Raw genomic sequence first — 13,900 nt, 5'->3', positions numbered from 1 at the left:
CGCCGGAATTCTTGACGCGAAAGCCGCGGCTCCCTGAAATGGACGCCGCGGCTTTTGCGTGCACGGACACCTTTGTACGCACAGACTCTTTTATTCGCGCGGACACCCATTCCCTTTGTACGCGCCCTTTGTTAATTCCCGCCGCTCGCGGTGTTTACGGCACGTTGCGCATTGCTCACGCGACCGGGCCGGGGTACGCCGCCGGGGCGGGCGGTGCGGCGCGGCCGGGCCGCGGCGCTCTGCCGTTCGGCGAGCCGCGCGGCCAGGGAGCGAGCACGCTCGGCGTCCCGGCGCGCCACGGCGTCCACGAGGGCGCCGTGTTCGGCCCAGGCGTCGGCGGGGCGGACCGGCGGCTCCACCGCGTACATCCAGTCGATCTTGTGGCGGAGCTGGGCGAGCAGGGCGATGAGTCCGGGGCTGCCGGATGCCTGCGCGAGCGTCTCGTGGAACCAGTCGGCCAGGGAGCGCAGGTCATCGCCCTCGTCCCGGCGGACCCGCTCCTGACCGAGTCTCACCAGGCCGCGCAGCACCTTGAGGTGGGCCTCCGTGCGGCGGTGGGCCGCGCGGGCCGCGCTCAGGGGTTCGAGGAGCATGCGTACTTCCAGCAGATCGGCGGCCTCCTGCTCCGAGGGCTCGGCGACGCAGGCTCCGGCGTGTCTGCGGGTGACGACGAACCCCTCGGACTCCAGGGTGCGCAGCGCTTCCCGTACGGGGACGCGGGAAACCCCGTAACGCCGTGCGAGCGCCTCCTCGGTGAGCCGGCTGCCGCGGGCGAAGACACCGGAGACGATGTCGTCACGGATTGCCGTGCATACCGATTGCGCCGGAACACGCATGTCCGAACCTCCGCCTCAATTCCCGCGAACAGCGGTCGATCGACGTCTCTGGCGCGACTCTATGGCAATGCGCTCGCATTTCCGACGCCGGGCCGGAATTCATGAAGAGGTTTTGGACAGGGCCGGGATCGGATACGGCGGATACGGCGAAGGCCCCGGCAGGGTGGTGCCGGGGCCTTCGCCGGGAATCCGCGAGCCGCCCGCTCAGACGCGGACGCCGTGGGCGCGGAGGTAGGAGATCGGGTCGAGGTCGGAGCCGTAGGACGGCGTGGTGCGGGCCTCGAAGTGGAGGTGCGGGCCGGTGGAGTTCCCGGTGGAGCCGGAGAGCCCGATCCGCTGTCCGGCGCCGACGCTCTGGCCGACGGAGACGCCGATGGAGGAGAGGTGGCCGTACTGGGTGTACGTGCCGTCCGTCATCCGGAGCACGATGTTGTTGCCGTACGCCCCGCCCCAGCCGGCCTCGACGACCGTGCCGGCGCCCACGGCGACGACGGAGCTGCCGGACGCGGCGTGGAAGTCGATGCCGGAGTGGCTGCCGGAGGACCACAGCGAGCCGCTGGACTTGTAGCCGGTGGTCACGTACGACCCGGCGACGGGCAGCTGGTACGACGCGCCGAGGGAGGTGCGGGCGCTGGAGCGGGTGGCGCGCGCGGAGTCCTCGCGGGTGGCGTCGGCCTTCTTCCCGGCCGCCTCCTTCGCGGTCCTCGCGGCCTCGGCGGCCTTCGCAACCTTCGCGGCCTTGGCCTTGGCCGCCTTCGCCGCGGCCTTCTCGGCTGCCGCCTTCTTCTTGGCCGCGGCCTTCTTCTTGGCCTTCGCCTCGGCGGCCGCCTTCTTCTCGGTGACGTCGGCCTGGTGCTGCTGCGCGTCGGCCTGGGCGTCGATCCGGTCGGCGAGGGTGTTTTCGATGGTAAGGATCTGGGAGAGGCCGGTCTCGGTGGCCGCGGGGGCCGTCGCGGCGTCGGCGGCGAGGGCCGGGGAGGCCAGGGAGCCGATGACGCCGGTGGTGGCGAGGGTCGCGACGCCGAGCGCCTTGGCGCCGGTACGGGTCAGACGCTTCGGGGCACGGTGCTTCCCGGTGGCGCGGGTGAAGGCCATGGGGTGGCTGGTCCTTTCCTTCCTTCTCGCCTACCGGGTTAGCTGACGGGTTCGGAGCAGGAAGGTCTCCTACGGACGGCTCGCCCCGGACGGGGGCGCGGGCGTCCGATTCACCCCAGGGACTGCGTGGGTCCCCGGCTCCCCTGGGCTCACGCCCGACGGGGACTCGGCGATGGCTGCCCGGTGCGTCGCGGATGCGGTGCACGAGTGGCGGACAGCGCAACCGAAGCTAAGCGGCCGGACTTCACGCCACCAAACGGGCAGAGGGATTTGTAGCGCATCCCACAGGGGCAATCACCATGATTGAGTGATGAAAGGGACAAAAGGTGCACCACCGGGTCCGGAGGCCGTACGTACGCGGAGAGGCTCCGGCCGCGACAGCGCGCCGGAGCCTCTCCGTTCCCCGCCCGTTCGGCCGGGCGCGGCAAGCGGTCAGCCGGTGACGACCGACACCTCTCCGATGCCCAGGGCCCTGACCGGCTCCTCGATGCGCGAGGCGTCACCGACGAGAATCGTGACCAGCCGGTCCACCGGGAAGGCGTTGACCGCCGCCGCGGTCGCCTCCACCGTGCCGGTCTCGGCGAGGCGGGCGTACAGCGTCGCCTGGTAGTCGTCCGGGAGGTGCTGTTCCACCTGGTCGGCGAGGGTGCTCGCGACGGAGGCCGCCGTCTCGAACTTCAGCGGGGCGACCCCCACGAGGTTCTGCACGGCCGTCTCGCGCTCGGCGTCCGTCAGGCCCTCGGCGGCCAGCGTCCGCAGGACCTTCCACAGGTCCTCCAGCGCCGGGCCGGTGGACTCGGTGTCCACGGAGCCGCTGATCGCGAGCATCGCGGCGCCCGTCGAACCCGTGACTGCGTCGGGGGCGCCGGAGCGGAGCACCTGGGCGAAGGCCCGTACGCCGTAGGTGTAGCCCTTCTCCTCGCGCAGCACCCGGTCGAGCCGGGAGGTGAGCGTGCCGCCGAGGCAGTACGTGCCGAGGACCTGGGCCGGCCAGACGCTCTCGTGGCGGTCGGCGCCGATACGGCCGATCAGCAGCTGCGTCTGCACCGCGCCAGGACGGTCCACGATGACGACCCGGCCCGTGTCGTCAGCCGTGATCGGCGGGACGGGGCGGGGTTCGGCGGTGTTCCCGGTCCAGTCGCCGATGGTCTCGGCGAGCAGCGCGTCCAGGTCGATGCCGGTCAGGTCGCCGACGACGACGGCGGTCGCGGCGGACGGGCGGATGTGCGCCTCGTAGAAGGCGCGTACGGCCGCGGCGTCGATCCGTTCCAGGGTCTCCTGGGTGCCCAGCCGCGGGCGCGAGATGCGGGCCGTGGCCGGGAACAGCTCCTTGGAGAGCTGCTTGGCCGCGCGGCGGGCCGGGTTGGCCTGCTCGTGCGGGATCTCGTCCAGCCGGTTGCGTACCAGCCGCTCGATCTCGCTGTCGGCGAAGGCCGGGGCCCGCAGCGCCTCGGCGGTCAGGCCCAGGGCCTTGGCCAGCCGGGAGACCGGGACCTCCAGGGAGACCCGGATGCCGGGGTGGTCGGCGTGGGCGTCGAGGGTGGCCCCGCAGCGCTCCAGCTCGGCGGCGAACTCCTCGGCGCTGTGCTTGTCGGTGCCCTCGGACAGGGCGCGGGACATGATCGTCGCCACGCCGTCCAGGCCCTCGGGCTCGGCTTCCAGCGGGGCGTCGATGGAGATCTCGACGGCGACGACCTGCTGGCCGGGGCGGTGGCAGCGCAGCACCGTGATGCCGTTGGGCAGGGAGCCGCGCTCGGGCGCGGGGAAGGCCCAGGGGCGGGCCGTGCCCGGGGTCGGCTGCGGGTGGTACTGCATCGAAACTTCAGTCGCGGCAGCGTCGGTCACTGGTCCGCCCCTTCGTGCGCGTCGGTGTCGGTGGCGGCCTCGGCCTCTTCGGCGGGCTCGACCGGTTCGTAGACCAGGACGGCCCTGTTGTCCGGCCGCAGCTGGGCCTGCGCGGCCGCCTTGACCTCCTCGGCCGTGACGTCGAGGACCCGGTCGACGGCGGTCAGGGCGAGCTGCGGGTCACCGAACAGCACGGCGTACCGGCAGAGTTCGTCGGCGCGGCCCGCGACCGTACCGAGCCGGTCCAGCCACTCGCGCTCCAACTGGGCCTGGGCGCGCTCCATCTCCTCGGGCGTGGGGCCCTCCTCGGCGAACCGGGCCAGTTCCTCGTCGACCGCGGCCTCGATCCGGGCGATCTCCACGCCGCCGGACGTCTTGACGTCCAGCCAGCCCAGGGAGGGCGCGCCGGCGAGCCGGAGCAGTCCGAATCCGGCGGCCACCGCCGTACGGTCGCGGCGGACCAGGCGGTTGTGCAGCCGGGACGACTCGCCGCCGCCCAGCACGGTCAGGGCGAGGTCCGCGGCGTCGCACTCGCGGGTGCCGTCGTGGGGCAGCCGGTAGGCGGCCATCAGGGCGCGGGAAGGCACCTCCTCGCGGACCTCCTCGCGCAGCTGGCCGCCCATGATCGGGGGCAGCGAGCCGTCGCGCGGCGGCTGCTTGCCGTCGTGGGAGGGGATGGAGCCGAAGTACTTCTCGATCCAGGCGAGGGTCTGCTCGGGGTCGATGTCCCCGACGACCGACAGCACCGCGTTGTTCGGCGCGTAGTACGTACGGAAGAAGGCGCGGGCGTCCTCCAGGGTCGCCGCGTCCAGGTCGGCCATCGAGCCGATCGGGGTGTGGTGGTACGGGTGGGGCTCGGGGTAGGCCAGGGCGGTCAGCCGCTCGAACGCGGTGCCGTACGGGACGTTGTCGTAGCGCTGGCGGCGCTCGTTCTTGACGACGTCGCGCTGGTTCTCCATGGACTCCTCGTCGAGCGCGGCGAGCAGCGAGCCCATCCGGTCGGCCTCGAGCCACAGGGCCAGCTCCAGCTGGTGCGTGGGCATGGTCTCGAAGTAGTTGGTGCGCTCGAAGCTGGTGGTGCCGTTGAGCGAACCGCCGGCGCCCTGCACCAGCTCGAAGTGTCCGTTCCCCTTGACCTGGCCGGAGCCCTGGAACATCAGGTGCTCGAAGAGGTGGGCCAGGCCCGTACGGCCCTTGACCTCGTGGCGCGAGCCGACGTCGTACCAGAGGCACACCGCCGCGACCGGGGTCAGATGGTCCTCGGAGAGCACCACGCGCAGGCCGTTGGCCAGACGGTGCTCGGTCGCTGTCAAGCCGCCGGAGCCGGCCTGGGCTGTGGCCGTGTGACCCATGGGCATGTACGTCCCTTCGATCGCGCTACTGAATGTCCATATGAAGAAGCCGCTGCGGGAGGCTGCTTCGAAAAGTTGCTTCGAGACAAGGTTGCCGAGACAAGGTTGCTTCGAGACACAGCCACTGTATGCAAGCGAACCGGCACCTGCCGAAGTTCCCGTACGGCGGAGGTTCGCACGAAATTCCCCGGAAGGGGGTCCTCCACCGCCTCGGGACGGATGCCGAGGGGCGTTTGGGACGGGTCGAGGTCGGGGTTGTCAGTGCGGCGGTCCACAATGGTGCGCGTCAGAACCTTCAGGGGACCTGAGAGGTTGCCCGCACGACAGCCGTGAAGGAGTCGCAGCAGCGATGGCCCGCCGCAGCACGAAGACCCCGCCGCCGGTCGACTTCGAGGAGAAGATCCTCGACATCGACGTCGTCGACGAAATGCAGGGCTCCTTCCTCGAGTACGCGTACTCGGTGATCTATTCCCGTGCCCTGCCGGACGCCCGCGACGGCATGAAGCCGGTGCACCGCCGCATCGTTTACCAGATGAACGAGATGGGCCTGCGCCCGGACCGCGGCTTCGTGAAGTGCGCCCGCGTCGTCGGCGAGGTCATGGGCAAGCTGCACCCCCACGGCGACGCGTCGATCTACGACGCGCTGGTGCGCATGGCCCAGCCGTTCTCGATGCGCCTGCCCCTCGTCGACGGGCACGGCAACTTCGGCTCCCTGGGCAACGACGACCCGCCGGCCGCCATGCGGTACACCGAGTGCCGGATGGCCGACGCGACCTCGCTGATGACGGAGTCCATCGACGAGGAGACGGTCGCCTTCCAGGCGAACTACGACGGCCAGGAGCAGGAGCCGGTCGTCCTCCCGGCCGCCTACCCCAACCTCCTGGTCAACGGCACGACCGGGATCGCGGTCGGCATGGCCACCAACATGCCGCCGCACAACCTGGGCGAGGTCATCGCGGCGGCCCGGCACCTCATCAAGCATCCGGGCGCCGACCTGGAGACCCTGATGCGGTACGTCCCCGGCCCCGACCTGCCGACCGGCGGGCGGATCGTGGGCCTCGGCGGCATCAAGGACGCGTACGCCAAGGGCCGCGGCACGTTCAAGATCCGCGCCACGGCCACGGTGGAGAACGTCACGCCGCGCCGCAAGGGCCTCGTCGTCACCGAACTGCCGTTCACCGTGGGCCCCGAGAAGGTCATCTCCAAGATCAAGGACCTGGTCTCGGCGAAGAAGCTCCAGGGCATCGCCGACGTCAAGGACCTCACCGACCGCGCGCACGGCCTGCGCCTGGTCATCGAGATCAAGAACGGCTTCGTGCCGGAGGCGGTGCTGGAGCAGCTCTACAAGCTGACGCCGATGGAGGAGTCCTTCGGCATCAACAACGTGGCGCTGGTCGACGGGCAGCCGCTCACCCTGGGCCTCAAGGAGCTCCTCGAGGTCTATCTCGACCACCGCTTCGACGTGGTGCGCCGGCGCAGCGAGTTCCGCCGGACCAAGCGCCGCAACCGGCTGCATCTGGTCGAGGGCCTGCTCGTCGCCCTGGTCGACATCGACGAGGTCATCCGGCTGATCCGCTCCAGCGACAACTCGGCGCAGGCCAAGGAGCGGCTCATCGAGCGCTTCTCGCTGAGCGAGATCCAGACGCAGTACATCCTCGACACGCCGCTACGGCGGCTGACCCGGTTCGACCGGATCGAGCTGGAGAGCGAGCGGGACCGGCTGAACGCCGAGATCGCGGAGCTGACATCGATCCTGGAGTCGGACACCGAGCTGCGCAAGCTGGTCTCCTCGGAACTGGCCGCGGTCGCGAAGAAGTTCGGCACCGCCCGGCGCACGGTGCTGCTGGAGTCGGCCGGTTCGCAGGTCGCCTCGGTCCCGCTGGAGGTCGCGGACGACCCGTGCCGGGTGCTGCTGTCCTCGACCGGCCTGCTGGCGCGTACGGCCAACGGCGAGCCGATCGTCGCCGCCGAAGGTGCCAAGCGGTCCAAGCACGATGTGATCGTCTCGGCGGTGCCGGCGACGGCGCGCGGCGACGTCGGCGTGGTGACGTCGAGCGGGCGGCTGCTGCGGCTGTCGGTGATCGACCTCCCCCAGCTCCCGGACACCCACGCGGCGCCCAACCTGTCGGGCGGGGCGACGGTCGGCGAGTTCCTGACGCTGGAGGCGGACGAGGACGTCATCTGCCTCACCACGCTCGACGAGGCGTCACCGGGCCTCGCCATCGGTACGCTCCACGGCGTCGTCAAGCGTGTGGTGCCCGACTATCCGGCCAACAAGGACGAGCTGGAGGTCATCACCCTCAAGGACGGTGACCGGATCGTCGGCGCGGTGGAGCTGCGGACGGGCGAGGAGGACCTCGTCTTCATCACCTCGGACGCGCAGCTGCTGCGCTACCCGGCGGCTCAGGTGCGCCCGCAGGGCCGGCCGGCCGGCGGCATGGCGGGTGTGAAGCTCGGCTCGGGGGCGCTGGTGCTGGCGTTCTCGGCGGTGGACCCGGCGGCGGACGCCGCGGTGTTCACGATCGCCGGTTCGCACGGCACGCTGGACGATTCGGTGCTGACCTGCAAGCTCACGCCGTTCGACCAGTATCCGCGCAAGGGCCGGGCGACCGGCGGGGTGCGCTGCCAGCGGTTCCTGAAGGGCGAGGACGTGCTGGTGTTCGCCTGGGCGGGTGCGATGCCGGCCAGGGCTGCGCAGAAGAACGGCACCCCGTCGTCGCTGCCCGAGCCCGACCCGCGGCGCGACGGTTCGGGGACGCCGCTGGCGAACCCGGTCGCGGTGATCGCCGGCCCGGCGTAGAGCCCGGTGGCCCGGCGGCGGTGACGCGCTACGCGTCGTCGTCGCCGGGCTGGCGCACGTACCGCAGGACGCCCCACATGGCCCGCTCGCGTGCGGCATCCTGCTCCGTTGCGGCAGCGTCGGCCGTTGCGCCGGTGTCGGCCGTTGCGCCGGTGCCGGCCGGGGTACGGCAGGTCTCCAGCTCCTTGCGCAGGGCCGGTACGTCGATGCCGGAGCCGATCAGAACGAGCTGGGTCCTCCTGGCCTCGCCACGCGTCCACGGCCTGGGGGTGAACCGCAGGAACCTGCCCACCGCGTGTACCCCGTAGGCGTGGTCCGGATCGCCCGCGCCGAAGTCGACGTACCCCTTGATGCGATACAGCCCCTCGGGCCGCGAGTCCAGGAACCGCATCAGCCGGCCGGGCTCCATCGGGAGGTCGGAGTCGAAGTCGAGGCTCTCGTACGCGGTGTGCAGATGGCCCCCGTGCCCGTCGCCGTCCTCCTGCGCGCGCTGCTCCAGGTACAGGTCCTCGAAGCTGAGCTGGCGCTCCTTCTCCTCGTGGTCGGGCCGCAGCGCCGGGTCGAACAGCAGCTCCGGGTCGATACGTCCGTATGTGGCGGGGACGATCGCCGCCCTGCTGCCGGACTCGGCGACGGCCTGCCGGACGCGGGCGCACTCCTCGTCGCCGGCCCGGTCGGTCTTGTTGAGCACGACGAGATCGGCCACCGCGAGATGGCGGCCGATCTCCGGATGGCGGGCGCGGGTCGCCTCGAACTCGGCGGCGTCGACCACCTCGACCAGTCCCCCGTACACGATGTGCGGGTTGTCGCTGGCGAGGATCATCCGGACCAGTTCCTGCGGCTCCGCGAGCCCGCTCGCCTCGATGACGATCACGTCGAGCCGGGCGGAGGGCCGGGTGAGGGTCTCCAGATAGGTGTCGAGTTCGCTGACGTCGACCGCGCAGCACAGACAGCCGCCGCCCAGGGAGACGGTGGACCCGACCTGCCCGGAGACGGTCATGGCGTCGATCTCGATGGCCCCGAAATCGTTGACGATCACGCCGATCCGGTTGCCCGCGCGGTGCCGCAGGAGGTGGTTGAGCAGGGTCGTCTTGCCGGACCCGAGGAAGCCCGCGAGGACGACGACCGGGATCTGGGGGCTGCGGGGCGACGTGCTCAACGGGGACCTTTCTGCGGGGTCAGACTGCCGGGACGGGCTGCGGCGGAGGCGGGCCGACGTAGCGTGCCGCCGGGCGGATGATCTTCGAGTCCTCCGCCTGCTCCAGGATATTGGCGCTCCAGCCCACGACTCGCGCCGCGCAGAAGGTCGGCGTGAACATCTCACGCGGCAGCCCGCACAGCTCCATGACCACTCCGGCGTAGAACTCCACGTTGGTGTGCAGTTCGCGCCCCGGCTTCAGCTCGGCGAGGATCGCCTCCACCTGGCGTTCCACCTCGACGGCGAAGTCCACGAGCGGGCCGCCGAAGTCCTGGGCGATGGACCGCAGCATGCGCGAGCGGGGGTCCTCGGTGCGGTACACGGGGTGCCCGAAGCCCATGATCCGGTCGCCGGCGAGGACCCGTTCGCGAATCCATCCGTCGATCCGGTCCGGGGTTCCGATCGCGTCGAGCGTGTCGAGGGCGCGGCTGGGGGCGCCGCCGTGCAGCGGGCCGGAAAGCGCTCCGACGGCCGCGACGAGGCAGGCGGCGACGTCCGCACCGGTCGAGGCGACGACCCGTCCGGTGAACGTCGAGGCGTTGAAGCCGTGGTCCACGGTCGAGATCAGATACCGCTCGACGGCCCTGGCCCGTGCCTCGTCCGGCACGGTGCCGGTGAGCATGTACAGGTAGTTCGCCGCGTGCGGCAGGTCGGCGCGCGGCTCGACGGGTTCGAGCCCCCGGCCGAGGCGGTACAGCGCGGTCAGCACCGTGGGTACGGCCGCGCAGACGGCCAGCGCGTCGGCCCGGCGCCGCTCCGCGCCGATGTCGTACACCGGCCGGAAACCGGCCGACGCGCCGAGCAGGGAGAGCGCGGTGCGCAGCCCGGCCAGCGGGCCCGACACCGCGCTCGCCCGCGCGATGGCGGGCAGGGCCTCGCGCACCGCGTCGGGCAGTACGCGCAGCGCGGCCGTGCGGTCGGCGAAGTCCGCTCGGGCCGCCGGGCCGGGCAGTTCGCCCTCGGTCATCAGGTACCAGACGTCCTCGAAGCTGCGGCTCCGCGCCAGTTCGACCGCCGAGTACTGGCGGTAGTGGTAGAAGCCCTCACGTCCCCGGACGTCTCCGAGGGCCGTATCGGTCACGACGACGCCCGCGAGACCTCGGGGGACGTCGAGCGGTGTGTCGCCGGTCATGGTCGTCATTGCTTCCTCCGTGGACAGGTCGATGACCACTTGATATTGATTCGACTGTCCATGCATGACTCATTGCTGTCAATATTGATTGAATCAATGTGAACGTGTCGATAGCGCGATGGCGGATGGATACGGTGGCGGCATGAGGGAGCGATCAGAGACGGACGGACAGGCCGGGGCCGGGCAGCGGCTCACCACGCGCGAGACGGCCGAGCGCCTGGGCGTGAAGCCCGAAACGGTGTACGCCTACGTCAGCCGGGGCCAGCTGAGCAGCTCCCGCGTGCCGGGCGGGCGTGGCAGCACGTTCGACGCGGCGGAGGTCGAGGCCCTGGCCCGGCGCACGGTGCGCAGGGAGGCGGCATCCCCGGCCACGGGCGATCCGGCCGTCCGTACCGGCATCACCCTCATCGACGGCGACCGCTACTACTTCCGGGGCGTGGACGCGACGGAGCTGGCGGCGCGTCACACGTACGAGGAGGTCGCGGAGTGGCTGTGGACGGGCGCGCTGGTGCCGGGCATCCGGTTCGCCGCTCCCGCGCAGGCGGTGGCGGCAGCCCGGCGAGCGGTCGGCGCGCTGCCCGCGCACTGCGGTTCCACGGACCGGCTGCGGGTGGCGGTGGTGGCCGCCGCGGCGACGGACCCGCTGCGCTTCGACCTGTCCCGCGAGGCGGTGCTGGCGGGCGCGCGGAGCCTGATCCCGACGCTGGTCGGGGCGCTGCCGGGGGTGGGCGGGGGCGGCGGGGCCTCCGGTGGAACCATCGGTGGGGCCGGCACGCCCGGCGGTATCGCTGGTCAACTGTGGCCGAAACTCACCGCTCGCCAACCTGACGGGCCCTCACTCGCCGTGCTGGACGCCGCGCTCGCGCTGTTGATCGACCACGATCTCGCCGCTTCCACGCTGGCCGCGAGGGTCGCCGCCTCGGCCCGTGCCCACCCGTACGCCGTGGTGTCGGCGGGGCTCGGCGTGCTGGAGGGCCCCCTGCACGGCGCGGCGAGCGGGCTTGCCCACCGCATGCTGGCCGAGGTCCTGGAACGCGGCGGCGCCGCACCCGTGGTGGCCGACCATCTGCGCGCCGGTCGCCGGGTTCCGGGGCTCGGGCACCGGCTCTACACCGGTGAGGACCCGCGCGCCCGCGCCCTTTTCGACCTGCTCGCACGCGTGCCGCAGGCCGGACCGGCTCTGGCCGCCGCACGGGACGTGGTCGCCACTGCGGCGCGCGACGCCACTCCGCACGCCAACGTGGACCTGGCGCTCGCCGTGCTCTCGGTCTCCGCCGGCATGCCGACGGAGGCGGGCGAGACCGTCTTCGCCCTCGCCCGGACGGCGGGCTGGATCGCGCACGCCCTGGAGGAGTACGGGGAGAGCCCACTGCGCATGCGTCCCAGCGGCCACTACACCGGCCCCCGGCCGCCCCAGCCGCTGCCGACCCCGTAGCCCCGCACCACTCCGCACCACTCCGCACCACTCCGCTCCGCTCCGGGCACGAGTCACGCCCGCACTCCATGAGGCTCAGACGGCACCGGCCCCGGTCATCGCGCGCACCTCGATCTCCGCATGCTTGGCCGCGTCCGGCGGTTCGTCGGCGGTCACGGTCCCGATCCAGCCGGTCAGGAAACCCAGGGGGATGGAGACCAGGCCGGGGTTCTCCAGCGGGAAGATCTGGAAGTCGACACCGGGGAAGAGCGCGTGGGGGCTGCCGGAAACGACCGGTGAGAGCACGACGAGCAGCACGGCCGGGATCAGCCCGCCGTAGACCGACCACACCGCTCCGCGTGTGGTGAAGTCGCGCCAGAACAGCGAATAGAGCAGGACCGGGAGGTTCGCCGAGGCCGCGACGGCGAAGGCGAGGCCCACCAGGAACGCCACATTGAGGTCCTGGGCGAGCAGCCCCAGCCCGATGGCCGCGACACCGATACCGGCCGCCGCCACACGGGCCACGGCCACCTCGCTGCGCTGCTTGGTGCCGGGCCGCTTGAACGAGGCGTAGAGGTCGTGGGCCACGGAGGCGGACGAAGCGAGGGTGATCCCCGCGACGACGGCCAGGATGGTCGCGAAGGCGACAGCGGCGACCACGGCGAAGAGGATCGTTCCGCCGGTCGAACCCTCGCCACCGCCCAACACCATGGCCAGCAGCGGAACAGCCGTGTTCCCGGCGGGATTGGACTCCCGTACGGCGGACGAGCCGACCAGCGCGGCGGCCCCGAATCCCAGCACGATCGTCATCAGGTAGAAGCTGCCGATCAGGCCGATGGACCAGACGACGGACCGGCGCGCCGCGCGGGCCGTGGGCACGGTGTAGAAGCGGGACAGGATGTGCGGCAGCCCGGCCGTGCCCAGCACCAGGGCGAGGCCGAGGCTGATGAAGTCGACGCGCGCCGTCCAGCTCCCGCCGTACCGGAGACCGGGCGAGAGGAAGTCCTTGCCGTACCCGCTGCGGTGGGCGGCGGAGGTGAGCAACTCGTTGAAGTCGCCGTGGAAACGGATCAGCACGAGCACGGTGAGCACCACGGTGCCGGCCATCAGCAGCACGGCCTTGACGATCTGGATCCAGGTGGTGGCCCGCATCCCGCCGAGCGAGACGTACACCACCATGAGCGCGCCGACACCGATGACGGTCCATGAGCGGGCCGCGCCGCTGGTCCCGCCGAGGAGCAGCGCGACGAGACTGCCCGCACCGACCATCTGCGCCACCAGGTACAGCACGGACACGGTGACCGAGGAGGTGCCCGCCGCGATGCGGACCGGGCGCTCCGCCATCCGCGCCGCCACCACATCGGCCAGGGTGAACCTGCCGCAGTTGCGCACGAGTTCCGCGACGAGCAGCAGCACGACGAGCCACGCCACCAGGAAGCCGACCGAGTAGAGCATGCCGTCGTAGCCGAAGAGGGCGATCAGGCCGGAGATGCCCAGGAACGACGCGGCGGACATGTAGTCCCCGGCGATGGCGAACCCGTTCTCCATCGGGGAGAACAGCCGGCCGCCGGCGTAGAACTCCTCCGCCGAGCCGTGCCGGTTGCGGCTCACCCAGGTGGTGATGCCCAGGGTGACCGCGATGAAGGCGCTGAACAGCAGCAGCGCCAGGGTCTGATGGTCGCCGCTCAACGCCCGGCCCCCCGTGTCATCTCCTGGGTCTCCCAGCGCAGATCGAGCGCGGCCCGGTCCCGGCGCAGCCGCGCGTGCCGCGCGTACGCCCCGGTGAGCAGGAACGTCGTCAGGAACTGCCCGAGGCCCACGACCATGGCCACATTGACCGCCCCGGCCACCGGCCGCGCCATCAGTCCGGGCGCGGTCACCGCCGTGACGACATAGGCGAGGTACCAGACGAGGAAGGCCGCGGTGGCGGGGCCGACGAAGCGCCGGTAGCGACGGCGCACCTCCTGGAACGCCTCGCTGCGCTGCACCTCCAGGTAGATGTCCGCGCTGCTGGGACCGCCCCCGCGTGGGGCGCTCCACCCGGACACCGTGGCGGTCGTGGAACCGTCCGCGCTGTCCGGCTCCTCCTGTCGGGGGACCGGCGCGTCGTCCCGAGGACCGTCGAGCCGCACCGCTGCGACCCCTGGCCCTGTTTCCTTCTCCACCGCACAACTCCCCTTGTCCACGGACCACTTCGGCCGCATATCCAAGAATGGGCAGAACGGGAA

10 protein-coding genes and 1 riboswitch are annotated in these 13,900 nt (G+C 71.6%); of the genes, 2 read left to right on the top strand and 8 right to left on the bottom strand.

Features of this window, described 5'->3' with window-relative positions:
• Nucleotides 1-131: 131 nt before the first annotated feature.
• From OG710_RS23465 to OG710_RS23450, 4 genes are all read right to left on the bottom strand, one after another.
• The gene (locus OG710_RS23465; protein ID WP_330241058.1) at nt 132-836 is read right to left on the bottom strand and encodes a GntR family transcriptional regulator; all 705 of its coding nucleotides are present in this window, start codon (nt 834-836) and stop codon (nt 132-134) included.
• Between the two features lie 204 nt (nt 837-1,040).
• Complete coding sequence (locus tag OG710_RS23460) at nt 1,041-1,931, bottom strand: M23 family metallopeptidase (RefSeq protein WP_330241057.1); 891 nt, start codon at nt 1,929-1,931, stop codon at nt 1,041-1,043.
• Nucleotides 1,932-1,944: 13 nt separating this feature from the next.
• Nucleotides 1,945-2,113, bottom strand: a riboswitch (cyclic di-AMP (ydaO/yuaA leader).
• A 250-nt stretch (nt 2,114-2,363) separates the two neighbouring features.
• Nucleotides 2,364-3,746: a M16 family metallopeptidase gene (locus tag OG710_RS23455; RefSeq protein ID WP_330242328.1), complete on the bottom strand. Its 1,383-nt coding sequence runs from the start codon at nt 3,744-3,746 to the stop codon at nt 2,364-2,366.
• 26 nt (nt 3,747-3,772) lie between these two features.
• Nucleotides 3,773-5,134 (bottom strand): M16 family metallopeptidase, encoded by a 1,362-nt coding sequence (locus OG710_RS23450; protein WP_330241056.1) that lies wholly within the window; start codon nt 5,132-5,134, stop codon nt 3,773-3,775.
• A 343-nt stretch (nt 5,135-5,477) separates the two neighbouring features.
• On the opposite strand from OG710_RS23450, the gene OG710_RS23445 reads away from it, so the two are divergent.
• Nucleotides 5,478-7,928 carry a DNA gyrase/topoisomerase IV subunit A gene (locus OG710_RS23445; RefSeq protein ID WP_330241055.1) on the top strand — a complete coding sequence of 817 codons (2,451 nt, stop codon included), beginning with the start codon at nt 5,478-5,480 and terminating at the stop codon, nt 7,926-7,928.
• 28 nt (nt 7,929-7,956) lie between these two features.
• Here the strand turns inward: OG710_RS23445 and OG710_RS23440 are convergent, their stop codons facing one another.
• On the bottom strand, nt 7,957-9,087 hold the full coding sequence (locus tag OG710_RS23440) for a CobW family GTP-binding protein (protein WP_330241054.1): 1,131 nt from the start codon (nt 9,085-9,087) through the stop codon (nt 7,957-7,959).
• A 19-nt stretch (nt 9,088-9,106) separates the two neighbouring features.
• A complete protein-coding gene (locus tag OG710_RS23435; RefSeq protein WP_330241053.1) occupies nt 9,107-10,267 on the bottom strand; it encodes a citrate synthase/methylcitrate synthase in 1,161 nt (386 codons plus the stop codon).
• Between the two features lie 133 nt (nt 10,268-10,400).
• Here OG710_RS23435 and OG710_RS23430 point away from each other — a divergent pair, with 133 nt between their 5' ends.
• Nucleotides 10,401-11,693: a citrate synthase gene (locus OG710_RS23430; RefSeq protein ID WP_330241052.1), complete on the top strand. Its 1,293-nt coding sequence runs from the start codon at nt 10,401-10,403 to the stop codon at nt 11,691-11,693.
• A gap of 75 nt (nt 11,694-11,768) precedes the next feature.
• Here the strand turns inward: OG710_RS23430 and OG710_RS23425 are convergent, their stop codons facing one another.
• Together OG710_RS23425 and OG710_RS23420 are read right to left on the bottom strand one after the other, a co-directional pair.
• Complete coding sequence (locus OG710_RS23425; RefSeq protein ID WP_330241051.1) at nt 11,769-13,361, bottom strand: solute symporter family protein; 1,593 nt, start codon at nt 13,359-13,361, stop codon at nt 11,769-11,771.
• Nucleotides 13,358-13,804: a DUF485 domain-containing protein gene (locus OG710_RS23420; protein WP_443064335.1), complete on the bottom strand. Its 447-nt coding sequence runs from the start codon at nt 13,802-13,804 to the stop codon at nt 13,358-13,360. The genes OG710_RS23425 and OG710_RS23420 overlap by 4 nt, the downstream gene beginning before the upstream one ends.
• Nucleotides 13,805-13,900: the final 96 nt, after the last annotated feature.

The organism is Streptomyces sp. NBC_00525, assembly GCF_036346595.1.
Lineage (GTDB): Bacteria > Actinomycetota > Actinomycetes > Streptomycetales > Streptomycetaceae > Streptomyces.
This window is presented reverse-complemented; position numbering and strand designations above follow the sequence as displayed.

Bases quoted from the DNA above. Each gene is read 5' to 3' on its own strand.
- OG710_RS23465 (WP_330241058.1), bottom strand. From the start codon at position 836: ATGCGTGTTCCGGCGCAATCGGTATGCACGGCAATCCGTGACGACATC.
- OG710_RS23460 (WP_330241057.1), bottom strand. From the start codon at position 1,931: ATGGCCTTCACCCGCGCCACCGGGAAGCACCGTGCCCCGAAGCGTCTG.
- OG710_RS23455 (WP_330242328.1), bottom strand. From the start codon at position 3,746: ATGCAGTACCACCCGCAGCCGACCCCGGGCACGGCCCGCCCCTGGGCC.
- OG710_RS23450 (WP_330241056.1), bottom strand. From the start codon at position 5,134: ATGCCCATGGGTCACACGGCCACAGCCCAGGCCGGCTCCGGCGGCTTG.
- OG710_RS23445 (WP_330241055.1), top strand. From the start codon at position 5,478: ATGGCCCGCCGCAGCACGAAGACCCCGCCGCCGGTCGACTTCGAGGAG.
- OG710_RS23435 (WP_330241053.1), bottom strand. From the start codon at position 10,267: ATGACGACCATGACCGGCGACACACCGCTCGACGTCCCCCGAGGTCTC.
- OG710_RS23430 (WP_330241052.1), top strand. From the start codon at position 10,401: ATGAGGGAGCGATCAGAGACGGACGGACAGGCCGGGGCCGGGCAGCGG.